Origin of the sequence: Micromonospora parva (assembly GCF_040649675.1) — a bacterium.
GTDB classification, from domain to species: domain Bacteria; phylum Actinomycetota; class Actinomycetes; order Mycobacteriales; family Micromonosporaceae; genus Micromonospora; species Micromonospora parva.
Window position 1 is genome coordinate 141959 of record NZ_JBEZFX010000004.1, and the last position, 13346, is coordinate 155304.

Here is a 13346-nt window from a genome sequence, read left to right on the forward strand (position 1 = left end):
ATGATGTCCCGCCATTGCTGCTCAGCGCGGATAGACCACAAACTTGGGCGCGGATCCGGCGGCGGAAGGTGGCACCCGGTAGTGACGCAGAGTGAACTGCATCATGTCCCGGAACGCCGGCCCGGCGACCGCCGCGCCCCCGTTGTTGGGTGCGTACACGAAGACCGAGATCACGTACCGGGGGTTCTCGGCGGGAGCCATCCCGATGAAGGAGGACACCTCACCGGGCTGCTTCTTGCCGTTCACCAGCCGCCACCCGGTTCCGGTCTTGCCGGCCACCCGGTAACCGGGGACGGCGGCGGTCAGACCGGTGGCGCGGTCGACGGTGGTGACCGCCTCCAGCATGGTGCGCAGGGCCGCCGCGTTCTGTGGGCTGAGCACCGAGCGGGTCACCGGGGCCGGCGCGGGGGTGCGCTTGCCGTCCGGGCCGATCACCTCCTTGACCAGGTGCGGCTGCACGTACGTGCCGTTGTTGGCGATGGCGGCGTACGCGGCGGTCATCTGCAGCGGCGTGGCGTCGACGCTGTGCCCGATCGGCACCGACCCGTACGACGACCCGCTCCACTCATCGGCCGGCAACAGGCGCCCGCTGGCCTCCCCGGGCATCCCCTCACCGGTGGGCTTACCCAGCCCGAACCGCTTCTGGTAGTCGATCAGCCGGTCCCGGCCGAGCCGGTCGGCGACAGTGATGGCGCCGACGTTGGACGAGTAGGCGAGCATGCCCGGGATGCTCATCCGCTTGCCGTCGGCCGGGTGGGTGTCGGGGAACCAGGTGTCGCCCATCTTGATGCCGTTGGCGACGGGGAACGTGGTGTCCGGGGTGATCACCCCCTCCTGCAGCGCCGCGCCGTAGGTGATCGCCTTGTGCACCGAGCCCGGGTCGACCACGAAGCTGGTCGCGGCGTCCTCCCGGGCGACCGGGTCGCTGGGGAGCGGCTTCGCCGCGTCGTAGGTGGGGTTGCTGGCCTGGGCCAGCACCGCGCCGGAGGGAATCTCCATGATCACGGCGGCGCCGGTGCCGCCCGGCACCTTGGCCATGCCCGCGCTGAGGATCTGCTGGGTGCGGAACTGCAGGTCACGAACGATGGTGAGGCTCAGGGAGCTGCCCGGCTTGGCGGGAGTGGTCCGGCTGTAGCCGCCCGGGATCGGCGCTCCGAGGTCGCCGAGGCCGGCCTCGTACACCCGCTTGCCGTCCTGCCCGGCGAGCACGTCGTCGTAGCGGGCCTCCAGCCCTTCCAGGCCGTCCATGTCCTGGCTGGTGAAGCCGATCAGGTTGGCCGCCAGGTCACCGCCGGGCACGTCGCGACGTTCGTCGCGGTGCACCCCGATACCGGGCAGCTCCAGCGCCTGCACCCGCTTGGCGGTCGGGATCTCCACACCCCGCGCCAGGTAGGCGAACGTGGACGCGATGCCGTTCTCCAGCTTGCGCGGCCTCATCAGCTCCATCAGCTTCGACACCGGGATGCCGAGCAGCGGCGAGAGCGCCTTCGCGGTGCCAGCGGGATCTTCGACCTTGGTCGGGTCGGCGTACACGTACCGCGCCTCGACGCTGCGGGCCAGCGGCGCGCCGGTGCTGTCGTAGATCGCGCCGCGCGGCGCCGGCAGCTCGACGGTGCGGGTGCGGTCGGTGACGCCACCCCCCGCGTACGCCGGAGCGTCGACCGCCTGGAGGAAGATCAGCCGGATCCCGATGACGGCGAACAGGGTCAGCGCGAGCACGGTGCCCAGCCGCAGCCGCAGCCGCGAGTCGGCGAGCTTCGGTGGGCGTCGCGGCTTGCGGGACGGCCGCCGGGCCGCCGGTCGGTCGGTGCGACGCGGCGCGCGTGGCGTGGTGCGGCGACGCGGCGGCGGCTCGTCCCCACCGGGACCCCGTGGGGTACGCGGCACGACGGTCCGCACCACCCCACCGCGTCCGGCGGCCGGAGCGTCGCGCCGGCCGGAACGGGCGGCGGCCCGGCCGCCGTCGAGCACCTGCAACGCCGGCCGGAACGGGTCACCGGAACGGGTGCTGCGCGGCGTACGCCGCTGCTCGGCACCCTGGCCACGGGTCGGCGTGCCGCGCTCCTCGCGGACCGTGCGACCCCTCGGGGTGTACGCGCGCGCGCCGGAGATGCCCCCGATGCCCGGCTCGCCGGTGCGCGGCTCGCCGTCGACGGGCTTGGCATCACGTGCAGAACCGCGCCGGGACCCCGTAGGGTCCCGGCGCGGCTCGTCCGACCTTGGTGGCACCGGTCAGCCTCCCGCACCCTGGCTGGTCACCGACGGCTGGCCGTTGGCCGGCTGCGGCACCTCGAGGGTCTTGCCGTCCGGCAGCCGGATGTAGCCGGGCTCGCCGGCGTCGACCAGACCCAGCCGCCGCGCCTCGGCGGTCAGGTTGCCCGGCGCCTCGGCCTCGGCGATCTGCTTGTCCAGCTGCTGCTTCTCCAGGTCCAGTCGAGCCTGCTGCTGCTGCAACCGCTCCAACCGGAACGCGTTCTCATTGATCTTGGTGTTGACCGCCAGGATGCCCAGCACCCCGCCGACCACCAGCACCACGATCAGCGCCGCGAACGGCGCACGCGGCACCGAGATCGGCGGCGGCGGCGCCACCCGCAACCGGGGCGGGCGGGCGACGGTCGCACTGCCGGCCTTCTCGACCGGACGCAGCGCGGCGGTGCCCTGAGTCGGGAACTCGCGTGCCCCCCGGGCGCGAGTCTCCCCCTGCCGGTTCACTCGATCGATGCGTGGCGTACCGTTTCCGAGGCGTGGAGCCCGCTCCGCCGCGATCCGGCCCCCCGACCGCGGTGCGCGCTGCCCGCCGCCGGTGACGTCCCGGCGGTCGCGCTTGTCAATGCTCATGTCCCTCCCCCTCAACATCCGTCCCTCTAGCCGTCCCGGTGCCCCTGACCCCCCACGGATCAGGCGGACCCCGTGCCCGGTTGGTGCATTCCCTTCACCCGTCGGCGGGACCGTTCGCGGTCGGTCCGCCCAAGCTCTGTCGCGTTCGGGTCGAGTCGCTCCGCGGCCCGCAGCCGCACCGAGGCGGCCCGCGGGTTCGCGGCGACCTCCGCCTCCCCGGGCAGTTCGGCGCCCCGGCTGAGCAGCCGGAACGTCGGACCGGACCCGGGAAGCTCGACCGGGAGGTCAATCGGGCCCTTACTGCGGACCCGGTCCGTGAGGGCCGCCTTGGTGAGCCTGTCCTCCAGCGAGTGGTAGGACAGGACCACCATGCGACCGCCCACGGTCAGTGCGTCGAGTGCGGATGGCAACGCTGTCTCCAGCGCTGCCAGCTCTCTGTTTACCTCGATCCGTAAAGCCTGAAACGTTCTCTTTGCCGGGTGACCGCCCGTTCGTCGGGCTGGCGCCGGAATGGAGTCCCGAACCAGCTCCGCCAGCAGCGCGGACGAGGTGATCCGGGCCCGCTCCCGCTGCCGGATGATCGCCGAGGCGATCCGACCGGCGAACTTCTCCTCGCCGTAGACCCGCAGCACCCGGGCCAGATCCGGATGCGCATACGTGTTGACCACCTCCTCGGCGGTCACCCCCCGGGTCTGGTCCATCCGCATGTCCAGCGGCGCGTCCTGGGCGTACGCGAACCCGCGGTCGGGCGCGTCCAACTGCAACGACGAGACACCCAGGTCGAACAGGATGCCGTCGATGGCCGGATAGCCCAGCCGCTCCAGCACGTCCGGCAACTCGTCGTAGACGGCGTGCTCCAGGTGCACCCGATCGGCGAACCGGGCCAGCCGGACCCGCGCGTGAGCGAGCGCCTCGGTGTCCCGGTCGAGCCCGATCAGGACCGTCTCCGGATGCGCCTCGAGCACCGCCTCCGCGTGCCCGGCCAGGCCGAGCGTCGCGTCGACGTAGACCGTCCGGCCGCCTCGACCCAGCGCGGGGGCCAGCAGCTCGAGGCACCGCTCGAGCAGCACCGGCACGTGCGTGCCGCGCAACTCCCCCATGTTGACCCCCACTGGTTGAAACGTCCGTTCTTGTCGTGCGCCTGTCGTCGGACGGCGCTGCCGTCGTACCGCCAGATCCCCATCCGCTCCCGCCTGACACCGGACCGTCGCCCAGTGACTGGATCGTGCGCCTGGCACCGGGGAAGTGATGCCAGGAACTCGAAAGCGGCTGGAGATCTCGCAGTACGTCGGGCGCCGTTACCGCCCTACAGACCGCCGGGCAGCACCCCCTCCTCGATGTCGGCGAAGTCGTCTTCGCTCTCGGCGAGGTAGGTCTCCCAGGCGACCTTGTCCCAGATCTCCACCCGCGTGCTCGCGCCGATCACCACCAGCTCGCGGTTGAGTGCGGCGTAGGCGCGCAGGTGGGCCGGAATGGTCACCCGACCCTGCTTGTCCGGAACCTCGTCGTGCGCACTGGCGAAGAAGACCCGGCTGTAGGCCCGGGCCGCCTTGTGTGTCATCGGCTGTGCGCGCAACTGCTCCGCGATCCGCTGGAACTCAGGAGTCGGGAAGACGTAGAGGCAGCGCTCCTGCCCTTTGGTGACCACGACACCCCCCGCCAGCTCATCCCGGAACTTCGCCGGAAGGATCAACCGGCCCTTTTCGTCCAGGCGCGGAGTGTGGGTGCCGAGAAACATCGGCCCAACCCCCTCGCCCTTGAGCGGCGTTCGCGGCGCCGCTGACCCCCCGGGCCGGTGAGCCCTCCCGGCCTCACCATTGGTCCCCACTCTACTCCACTTCCCTCCACCCGCAACCAAATTCACCCGCGCGGCGCGCCTTACTCGGGGGCAAAACCGCACGTCACGAGGGGTGGAGCGGAGTGGAGGGCGCCGGCCGCCCCTCGGCGTGGTCCGCTTTCCGACATAGATCGACTCCGTCCGGGGGACGCCGACCCGGCCGCCCGCGCAGCCACCACGGCCGAACGGTTCACCGTCGGCGGCGATCTGGTGGGGCCAGCGGTCCGGTAACCTCGCTCGCGTGACGGACGCGAAAATGCCCCTACGGGCCAAGGTGGCCAGCTCCGTGTCACGGACCGCCGCGGCGCTCTCCCGGGCGGCTGGCCGTGGCGACGGTTCGGTGATCGGCGGGTGGATCGGCCTGAAGATCGACCCGGACCTGCTGGCCCACCTGTCGGCCGGGCGCGCGATCGCGCTCGTCTCCGGCACCAACGGCAAGACCACCACCACCCGGTTGACCTCCGCCGCGGTCGGCGTGCTCGGCCGGGTCGCCACCAACTCGTTCGGCGCCAACATGCCCAGCGGGCACACCTCGGCGCTGGCCAAGGCCGGCAGCACCCCGTACGCGGTGCTGGAGGTCGACGAGCACTATCTGGCCCAGGTGCTGGAGGCGACCGAGCCACACGTGGTCGCGCTGCTGAACCTCTCCCGCGACCAGCTCGACCGCGCCAAGGAGGTCGCCATGATGGCGCAGCTCTGGCGCGCGGCGCTGGTCCGGCACACCGACGTACGGGTGGTGGCCAACGCCGACGACCCGCTGGTGGTGTGGGCCGCCACCCCGCCCGGCGACCCCGCCCGGGGCATCAAGCCGCCGCACGTGACGTGGTTCAGCGCCGGCCAGCGCTGGCACGACGACTCCTGGGTCTGCCCCGAGTGCGGCTCGACGATCCAGCGCTCCGGCGAGCAGTGGTGGTGCACCGGCTGCCCGCTACGGCGACCGGAGCCGCACTGGGTCGTCGAGGACGAGGGCGTGCTCGACCCCAGCGGCGCCTGGCACAAGGTCTCCCTCCAGCTGCCCGGCAAGGTCAACCTCGGCAACGCGGCGACGGCGCTGGCGGTGGCGGCCGAGTTCGGCGTCCGCCCGGTCGACGCGGTGTCCCGCCTCGGCATCGTCACCTCGGTCGCCGGCCGCTACGCGCAGGTCGACAAGGACGGGCGCAACATCCGGCTGCTGCTGGCCAAGAACCCGGCCAGCTGGCTGGAGGCGTTCGACATGGCCGACGAAGCGCCGACCCTGCTCTCCATCAACGCGCGCGACCCCGACGGCATGGACACCTCCTGGCTCTACGACGTCGACTTCGCCCCGCTCCGGGGCCGGCAGGTGCTGATCACCGGCGACCGGGCGTACGACCTGGCGGTGCGGCTGGACGTCAACGACGTCCCGTTCCAGCACGTCCGGACGTTCGACGACGCGCTCCGGGCGGTCCCGCCCGGGCGGCTGGAGGTCATCGCGAACTACACCGCGTTCCAGGACATCCGAGCGGAGTTGGACCGTGTCATCTGAGAGTCTGCGCATCGTCTGGATCTACCCCGACCTGCTCTCCACCTACGGAGACCGGGGCAACGCCCTGATCCTCGCCCGTCGGGCCCGTCAGCGCGGGATGCCGGTCGAGGTGCTGGAGGTCCGCTCGGATGAGCGGCTGCCCGCGACCGCCGACATCTACCTGGTCGGCGGCGGCGAGGACGGCCCGCAGGCGCTGGGCGCCCAGCGGCTGCTCGCCGACGGCGGCCTGCACCGCGCTGTCGCCCAGGGCTCGGTCGTGTTCGGCGTCTGCGCCGGCTACCAACTGCTCGGCACGTCGTTCTTCGCCAAGGGCGTGCAGTGCCGCGGGCTGGAGCTGCTCGACCTGCAGTCCGACCGGGGTGAGACCCGGGCCGTGGGCGAGCTGGCCGGCGAGATCGACCCCCGGCTGGGCCTGCCCCCGCTCACCGGCTTCGAGAACCACGGCGGTCGCACCCACCTCGGTCCGGAGGTCTCGCCGTTGGCCCGGGTCACCGCCGGGGTGGGCAACGACGGCGCCACCGAGGGCGCGTGGCGCGGCAAGCTCCTGGGCACCTACTCGCACGGCCCGGCGCTGGCTCGCAACCCGGCCCTGGCCGACCTGTTGCTGCGCTGGGCCACCGGGGCGCACCAGCTCCCGCCGTTGGACGACACCTGGTCGGACCGGCTCCGCAACGAGCGCCGCTCCGCGGTGGCCGCCGCCCGGGCATGATCCGCGCCGTCCGGCGGCTGCTCCGGCAGCCGTCGGCCGTCCGGTTCGCCCTGCTCGTGCTGCTGATCGGCGCCTGCGGGTTACTGCTGCTGCTGGTGCCCCACCCGGATCCGGAGCAGCTGCCGCTGGTCGCCGACCGGCTGGGCGATTTGGCCCCGGTGGCGGCGATCCTCGGGGGCGCGCTGCTGCTGGTGGCGCTGGTGCCCCGGACCTTCATCACGCTCGCCGCGGGCGCGATCTTCGGCCCCCTGGAGGGCGCCGGGTACGCACTGGGCGCCGCGCTGCTGGCCGCGGCGATCGGGTTCACCGTCGGCCGGTTGCTCGGTCGGGAGTTCGTCGCCGAACGGGTCCGCGGTCGACTGGCCCGCCTCGACCGCTGGTTCGCCCGGCAGAGCGTGCTCGGGGTGGTCACCGTCCGGCTGCTGCCGATCGCCGGCTTCGGGCTGGTCAGCTACGGCTACGGCACGACCGGCGCCCGGGTGCTGCCGTTCCTGGCCGGCAGCGTGATCGCGTCCGCGCCGACAGCCTTCGGCTACGCGGCGATCGGTGCGGCGGTCAGCTCCCCGGGCGAGGTCAACTGGTACGCCGCCGCCCCGGCCAGCCTGGGCCTGATCGCCAGCCTGGTGCTCATCCACCAGTGGTGGCGCGCCGAACGCCGCCGCCGCGCCACCCAACCCTGACCCCACCCCACCCCACCCCCAGCCCCGCCGATCTTGCAGTTCCTGTCCCGACATACCGTGCTGCGACGGGCGAAACGACATCCGAAAGTGCAAGATCGACGAGGCCGGGGCGACGAGGCCGGGGCGACGCGGGCAGGGCGACGCGGGGCGGGGACGGGGTGCGGGTCAGGCGACCACGGAGACCATGCGGCCCTTGACCACGATGACCTTGCGGGGTTCCTTGCCGCCCAGGGTCGCGGCCACCGCGTCCAGGGCCGCCGCGCGGACGGTCTCCTCGGCGGCGTCGGCGGCGACCTCGATGCGGCCACGAACCTTGCCGTTGACCTGCACCGGGTAGGTCACCGTGTCGGCCACCAGCAACGCCGGGTCGGCGCTCGGGAAGTCCGCGTACGTCAGCGAGGTGTCATGGCCCAGCTTGCGCCACAACTCCTCGGCCAGGTGCGGGGCGAACGGCGCCACCATCAGCACCAGCGGCTCGGCGACCTCGCGGGGCGTCGCCGACAGCCCGGTCAGCCCGTTGGTCAGCTGGATCAGCTTGGCGATGGCGGTGTTGAACCGGATGCCGTCCATGTCGCCACGGACCCCGTCGATGACCTTGTGCAGCAGCCGGCGGGTCGCCTCGTCGGCCGGGTCCTCGGTGATCCGCAGGGCACCGGTCTGCTCGTCGACAACGGCCCGCCAGACCCGCTGCAGGAACCGGTACGAGCCGACCACCGCCCGGGTCTCCCAGGGGCGGGACACCTCCAGCGGGCCCATCGACATCTCGTACACCCGGAAGGTGTCAGCGCCGTAGGCGGCGCACATCTCGTCGGGGGTCACCACGTTCTTCAGCGACTTGCCCATCTTGCCGTACTCGCGGTTCACCGCCAGGTCGCCCAGGTAGTAGGCGCCGTCGCGCTCGAAGACCTCCTCGGCCTGCACGTAGCTGCCGCGCGAGTCGGTGTACGCGTACGCCTGGATCATGCCCTGGTTGAACAGCTTGCGGAACGGCTCGAACGACGACACGTGCCCCAGGTCGAACAGGACCTTGTGCCAGAAGCGCGCGTACAGCAGGTGCAGCACGGCGTGCTCGGCGCCGCCGACGTACAGGTCGGTGCCCCCGCAGTCGCCCTCGCCGCGCGGACCCATCCAGTAGCGCTCGTTCTCCGCGTCCACGAACCGGTCGGAGTTGCTCGGGTCCAGGTAGCGCAGCTCGTACCAGCAGGAGCCGGCCCACTGCGGCATCACGTTGGTCTCGCGGGTGTAGCGCTTCGGCCCGTCGCCCAGGTCCAGCTCCACCTCGACCCAGTCGCGGCGACGCGACAGCGGGGTCTCCGGGTTGGAGGCCGCGTCGTCCGGGTCGAACGTCTTCGGGGAGAAGTCCTCCACCTCCGGCAGCTCGACAGGCAGCATCTCCTCCGGCAGGGCGATCGCGGCGCCGGTCTCGTCGTAGACGATCGGGAACGGCTCACCCCAGTAGCGCTGCCGGGAGAACAGCCAGTCGCGCAGCCGGTAGGTCACCGCGCCGGTGCCGTGTCCGTTCGCCTCCAGCCACGCGATGATCGCCGCCTTGGCGTCGGCGACCCCCAGGCCGTCCAGGTCCAGGCCGCGCTCGGGCGCGGCGCTGTTGATCGCCGGGCCGTCACCGGTGTACGCCTTGCCGTCGAAGCCCTCCGACGGCTGCACGGTCCGCACGATGGGCAGCTCGAAGACCTCGGCGAACGCCCAGTCCCGCTCGTCCTGCGCCGGCACCGCCATGATCGCGCCGGTGCCGTAGCCGGCCAGCACGTAGTCGGCGATGAAGATCGGGATCTGCCCGCCGGTGACCGGGTTGGTGGCGTACGCGCCGATGAAGACGCCGGTCTTCTCCTTGCTGTCGGACTGCCGCTCGACGTCGGTCTTGGCGGCTGCCGCCTTCCGGTACGCCTCGACGGCCTCCCGGGGGCCGGCGTGCCCGCCGGTCCAGACGTCTCGCGTGCCCGCCGGCCAGCTGGTCGGCGCCAGCGTGTCGACCAGCTCGTGCTCCGGCGCCAGCACCATGTAGGTGGCGCCGAAGATGGTGTCCGGCCGGGTGGTGAACACCCGGATCGGCGCCCCGGCCGTGGCGAAGTCGATGTGCGCGCCCTGCGAGCGGCCGATCCAGTTGCGCTGCATCAGCTTGATCGGCTCGGGCCAGTCCAGGCTGTCCAGGTCGTCCAGCAGCCGGTCACCGTACGCGGTGATCCGCATCTTCCACTGCTTCAGGTTGCGCTTGAAGACCGGGAAGTTGCCCCGGTCGGAGCGACCGTCGGCGGTGACCTCCTCGTTGGCCAGCACGGTGCCCAGCCCTGGGCACCAGTTCACCGGCGCCTCCGAGACGTACGCCAGCCGGTGGTCGTCGACGACCTGCCGGCGCTCGGCGACGCTCAGCTCCGCCCAGGGGCGGCCGTCCGGGGTGGACCGGTTGCCGCCCTCGAACTCGGCGATCAGCTCGGCGATGGGCCGGGCCTTCGCGGCGTCGCGGTCGTACCAGGAGTTGAAGATCTGCAGGAAGATCCACTGCGTCCAGCGGTAGAAGTCGGTGTCGATCGTCGCCACCGAACGCCGCTCGTCGTGCGCCAGACCCAGTCGGCGCAGCTGCGCCTTGTACCGCTCGATGTTCGCCACCGTGGTGGTGCGCGGGTGGGTGCCGGTCTGCACCGCGTACTGCTCGGCGGGCAGACCGAACGCGTCGAAGCCCATCGCGTGCAGCACGTTGCGCCCGGCCATCCGCTGGTAACGGGCGTAGCAGTCGGTGCCGATGTAGCCCAGTGGGTGGCCGACGTGCAGGCCCGCACCGGAGGGGTACGGGAACATGTCCAGCACGTACAGCTTCTCCGCGCCGGCGCGCGGGTGGGTCGGGTCGGCCAGCGGCCCGGTCGGGTTCGGTGCGTGGAAGGTGCCCTCGCGCGCCCAGGTGTCCTGCCAACGGATCTCGATCTCGTCGGCCAGGGCCGCAGTGTACCGGAACGGGGGAATGTCGCCCGCCGGTGCGGCTGCCTCACTCATCGTCTCTCCTCGCTTCGCTTCGCTTCGTCTCGGCACCACCGGGCCGGGCCGGCGGCGGGCACAAAAAAGCCCCTCGCGCAGGAGGGGCCGCCGTGCTGTCGCTGCGTTCAGCGCATCAGCACGGCCCGGTAAGAAGCAGGAAGACTCCGGCCATGCCCCGCAGTGTACCTCGCCCACGGTTCGTCCTGCCGGCCCCCGGGCGGCTCGAAGCCGTTCCCCCGAGCTGGCGAAAATCGGTGCGTAACCGACGGACTACCTGCGGGGGTCGGCGATAACGACAAACATGGTTAGCCTGAGAGACCAGTGAGATTCCTGCGGCAAACGAGGCTCGGCGTCGCGAACCCAACGGCGGGTCCAGGTGCTCTCTGTGCAGAGCTGCCGTGACGGCGACGAGGAGGAGGCCCGTGACACAACAGACCTGGGACGAGGTGGGCGGCCTATTGCCGCACGACGAGTTCCGCGCCGCCAGCGAGGCCATCGTGGCCAACATCGAGCAGGTCATCGAGGGTAAGACCGCCACCGTGCGGCTCGCCCTGGCCGTCCTGCTCGCCGAGGGTCACCTCCTGATCGAAGACGTCCCAGGTGTCGGCAAGACCAAGCTGGCCAAGGCCCTCGCGCGGTCCATCGACTGCACGGTGCGGCGCATCCAGTTCACCCCCGACCTGCTGCCCAGCGACGTCACCGGGGTCAGCGTCTACAACCAGGAGACGCACGACTTCGAGTTCCGTCCGGGCGCCGTGTTCGCCAACCTGGTGGTCGGCGACGAGATCAACCGGGCCTCGCCGAAGACCCAGTCGGCGTTGCTGGAGTGCATGGAGGAGCGGCAGGTCACCGTCGACGGGGTGACGTACCAGCTGCAGACCCCGTTCATGGTGATCGCCACCCAGAACCCGATCGAGATGGAGGGGACCTATCCGCTGCCGGAGGCGCAGCGCGACCGGTTCACCGCCCGCATCGCGATGGGTTACCCGGACTCCAACGCCGAGCTGGCCATGCTCGACGGTCACGGCGCCACCGACCCGCTGCACGAGCTGCGCGCGGTCTCCGACGCGGCCATCGTCCGGCAGCTCATCGCCACCGTCCGGCAGGTGCACGTCGCGGACGCGGTCAAGCAGTACGCGATCGACCTGGTCACCGCCACCCGCGAGGCCCCCGACCTGCGGCTCGGCGCGTCCCCCCGGGCGACCCTGCAGTTGCTGCGCACCGCCCGCGCGGTGGCCGCCCTGGAGGGCCGCGACTACGTCCTCCCCGACGACCTGCAGGCCCTGGCGGTGCCGGTGCTCGCCCACCGGATCATCCCGACCGCCGACGCGCAGCTCGCCCGACGCACCACCGACGCCATCGTCTCCGAGCTGGTGCACCGCCTGCCGCTCCCCCACGACCGGCAGCGCAACCCGTACGACACCCGGCCCGCCACCGGAAACGGCCGCGCGCCCTACGAGCCGCGGAGGCCATGACGTGCGTGCCGGGCTACGCGGGCTGACCACCCGCGGGCGGTCCTTCCTCGCCGCCGCGGTCGCGGCGGCGATCTCGGCCGGCATCCTCGGCGAGAAGGACCTGCTGCGGGTGGCCGTGCTGTTGGCCATCCTGCCGTTGCTGGCCGCCGCCTACGTCGGGCGCAGCCGCTACAAGCTGGCCTGCAACCGTTCGCTGGACCCGCACCGGGTTCCGGTCGGGGCCAACTCCCGGGTGGTGCTGCGCCTGCAGAACCTGTCCCGGCTGCCGACCGGCACCCTGCTCCTGGAGGACCGGCTGCCCTACGCGCTGGGCAGCCGGCCCCGGGTCGTGTTGGAGCGGCTCGGCGCGCACCAGGCCAGCTCCGTGGCGTACACGGTGCGGGCCGACGTGCGGGGCCGCTACGACGTGGGCCCGCTGGTCGTCCGGATGACCGATCCGTTCGGCCTCTGCGAGCTCACCCGCTCGTTCCCCAGCACCGACCACCTGACGGTCATCCCGCAGGTCACCCCGCTGCCGTCGGTCCGGCTCCCCGGGGAGTACGCGGGCAGCGGCGACAGCCGGGCCCGCTCGGTGGCGGTGCACGGCGAGGACGACGCGGCGACCCGGGAGTACCGGCGCGGCGACGACCTGCGCCGGGTGCACTGGAAGTCCACCGCCCGCACCGGTGAGCTGATGGTGCGCCGCGAGGAGCAGCCCTGGGAGAGCCGCGCCACCGTCGTGCTGGACACCCGGGCGTACGGCCACCGCGGCGAGGGGCCGACGGCCAGTTTCGAGTGGGCGGTCTCGGCCGCCGCGAGCATCGCCGTCCACCTGCGGCAGGCCGGTTACAAGTTGCGGCTGGTCACCGGCGCGGGGGCGGACGTGGACGCCTCGGAGGCCGGCGGGGACGGGGCGCTGCTCGACCACCTCGCCGAGGTACGACTGGATCAGCGTGCCGAGGTCACCGGCCTCGTGCAGCGGGTCCGCCAGCGCTCCGACGGTGGTCTGATCATCGGCCTGTTCGGCACTGTCAGCGTCGCCGAGGCGGAGCTGCTGGCCGGGCTGCGGGGCAACAACGCCACCTGCGTCGGCTTCCTGTTGAACAGCTCCACCTGGCTCAGCCTGCCCGAGAAGGCCCGCGCCGAGGCGGAACACGCGCACGCCGCCGCCGTCCTCGCCATGTTGCAGAGTGGCTGGCGGGTGGTCGGCGTCGACCACGGCGGCCGGCTACCGGCGCTGTGGCCGCAGGCCGGCCGGGGTGCGCAGGGGTTCGCCATGCGGGCCGCGCTGGCCGAGACGGTCGCCGGCGGTGTGCGATGAACGGAAGGCTCCCCT

9 protein-coding genes and 1 pseudogene are annotated in these 13346 nt (G+C 72.3%); 5 read left to right on the top strand and 5 right to left on the bottom strand.

Annotation, left to right across the window (positions count from 1 at the left end):
* Window positions 1–21 precede the first annotated feature (21 nt).
* The 4 genes and pseudogenes from AB0C03_RS11900 to mraZ all read right to left on the bottom strand — a co-directional run bounded on the left by AB0C03_RS11900 (window position 22) and on the right by mraZ (window position 4576).
* Window positions 22–2229, bottom strand: coding sequence for a penicillin-binding transpeptidase domain-containing protein (locus AB0C03_RS11900; protein WP_357636409.1), 2208 nt, complete (start codon window positions 2227–2229; stop codon window positions 22–24).
* Between the two features lie 3 nt (window positions 2230–2232).
* Window positions 2233–2838, bottom strand: coding sequence for a cell division protein FtsL (ftsL, locus tag AB0C03_RS11905; RefSeq protein ID WP_030334527.1), 606 nt, complete (start codon window positions 2836–2838; stop codon window positions 2233–2235).
* Window positions 2828–3938: pseudogene (gene rsmH / locus AB0C03_RS11910) on the bottom strand (16S rRNA (cytosine(1402)-N(4))-methyltransferase RsmH). The gene ftsL and the pseudogene rsmH overlap by 11 nt, the downstream one beginning before the upstream one ends.
* 206 nt (window positions 3939–4144) lie before the next feature.
* Window positions 4145–4576 carry a division/cell wall cluster transcriptional repressor MraZ gene (mraZ, locus tag AB0C03_RS11915; protein WP_030334529.1) on the bottom strand — a complete coding sequence of 144 codons (432 nt, stop codon included), beginning with the start codon at window positions 4574–4576 and terminating at the stop codon, window positions 4145–4147.
* A gap of 355 nt (window positions 4577–4931) precedes the next feature.
* On the opposite strand from mraZ, the gene AB0C03_RS11920 reads away from it, so the two are divergent.
* The 3 genes from AB0C03_RS11920 to AB0C03_RS11930 are packed head-to-tail and all read left to right on the top strand — an operon-like array spanning window position 4932 to window position 7568.
* On the top strand, window positions 4932–6179 hold the full coding sequence (locus AB0C03_RS11920; protein ID WP_030334532.1) for a MurT ligase domain-containing protein: 1248 nt from the start codon (window positions 4932–4934) through the stop codon (window positions 6177–6179).
* Entirely contained in the window at window positions 6169–6888 is a 720-nt protein-coding gene (locus tag AB0C03_RS11925; protein ID WP_030334533.1) for a type 1 glutamine amidotransferase, read from the top strand. Before AB0C03_RS11920 ends, AB0C03_RS11925 begins: the two co-directional genes overlap by 11 nt.
* Window positions 6885–7568 (top strand): TVP38/TMEM64 family protein, encoded by a 684-nt coding sequence (locus AB0C03_RS11930; RefSeq protein WP_036411969.1) that lies wholly within the window; start codon window positions 6885–6887, stop codon window positions 7566–7568. Before AB0C03_RS11925 ends, AB0C03_RS11930 begins: the two co-directional genes overlap by 4 nt.
* A gap of 165 nt (window positions 7569–7733) precedes the next feature.
* Here AB0C03_RS11930 and leuS read toward each other — a convergent pair whose 3' ends face one another.
* Entirely contained in the window at window positions 7734–10574 is a 2841-nt protein-coding gene (leuS, locus tag AB0C03_RS11935) for a leucine--tRNA ligase (protein WP_357636414.1), read from the bottom strand.
* Window positions 10575–10978: 404 nt separating this feature from the next.
* Between leuS and AB0C03_RS11940 the strand changes: the two genes are divergently transcribed.
* Window positions 10979–12031: an AAA family ATPase gene (locus AB0C03_RS11940; RefSeq protein WP_030334536.1), complete on the top strand. Its 1053-nt coding sequence runs from the start codon at window positions 10979–10981 to the stop codon at window positions 12029–12031.
* A gap of 1 nt (window position 12032) precedes the next feature.
* Window positions 12033–13331 carry a DUF58 domain-containing protein gene (locus AB0C03_RS11945; RefSeq protein ID WP_030334538.1) on the top strand — a complete coding sequence of 433 codons (1299 nt, stop codon included), beginning with the start codon at window positions 12033–12035 and terminating at the stop codon, window positions 13329–13331.
* Window positions 13332–13346: the final 15 nt, after the last annotated feature.

Excerpts from the sequence above, each read along its gene's own strand:
- mraZ (WP_030334529.1), bottom strand. The coding sequence starts at position 4,576 with ATGTTTCTCGGCACCCACACTCCGCGCCTGGACGAAAAGGGCCGGTTG.
- ftsL (WP_030334527.1), bottom strand. The coding sequence starts at position 2,838 with ATGAGCATTGACAAGCGCGACCGCCGGGACGTCACCGGCGGCGGGCAG.
- AB0C03_RS11930 (WP_036411969.1), top strand. The coding sequence starts at position 6,885 with ATGATCCGCGCCGTCCGGCGGCTGCTCCGGCAGCCGTCGGCCGTCCGG.
- leuS (WP_357636414.1), bottom strand. The coding sequence starts at position 10,574 with ATGAGTGAGGCAGCCGCACCGGCGGGCGACATTCCCCCGTTCCGGTAC.
- AB0C03_RS11920 (WP_030334532.1), top strand. The coding sequence starts at position 4,932 with ATGCCCCTACGGGCCAAGGTGGCCAGCTCCGTGTCACGGACCGCCGCG.